This is a genomic window from Salinimicrobium oceani (assembly GCF_012037645.1).
The window spans coordinates 1-573 of the sequence record NZ_JAAVJR010000278.1 but is presented as its reverse complement, the minus strand read 5'-3'; the positions used below and the strand labels follow the sequence as shown (position 1 = coordinate 573).

Below are 573 nucleotides of genomic sequence, written 5' to 3'. Positions count from 1 at the left end.
AGAGGGCATCTGGCGCCAGACTAATAAAACCTTCAATTGCTGTACGACGACCCACATCTTCAATGTAAGGATTAAGACCGCGATTTTCATGCACGACCAAAACTCCGGGGAGTTTACCGGTTTTGTTTTTGGGTGAGGATAAAAGGGCTTTTATCTTGCCACCTCCTTTGGGAGAATCATAGGTGATATAATCTGAATCAAGATCGGGATGATCTTTTGGAACCAATGCAGTATTAGCGTAATTTGGCGACATAAAGCTAAGAAGAGATCCCAGCGTTACGCTTCCTGCAGTATATAGAGAAAGCTTTTCCACAAATTGCCTTCTGTTGATCTTGTTATGTGCATAATCATCATAAAGATCAAATACCTCCTGCTTAATATCTTCTTTTTTCAAGTCGCTCATAATAATTTTTTCTATTTACCTAAGGTAGAGAATTTTACTAACGAATTTCTGTTTTTCCAGCAGGCATCAATACAGTCTTAAAAACAGGAAAATTAAAGTTTCTTAAAAGTATAACCTTCAGCCTTTAATTGTTCGAGCAGCTTTGGCAGTATTTCTGTAACATTGTTGCG

Annotated in this window: 1 protein-coding gene; it reads right to left on the bottom strand. The window is 38.0% G+C overall.

What is annotated here, in order from left to right:
• A partial coding sequence (locus HC175_RS16715) for a dienelactone hydrolase family protein (RefSeq protein WP_209310039.1) occupies window positions 1-403 on the bottom strand: 403 nt, incomplete at its 3' end.
• Window positions 404-573 lie beyond the last annotated feature (170 nt).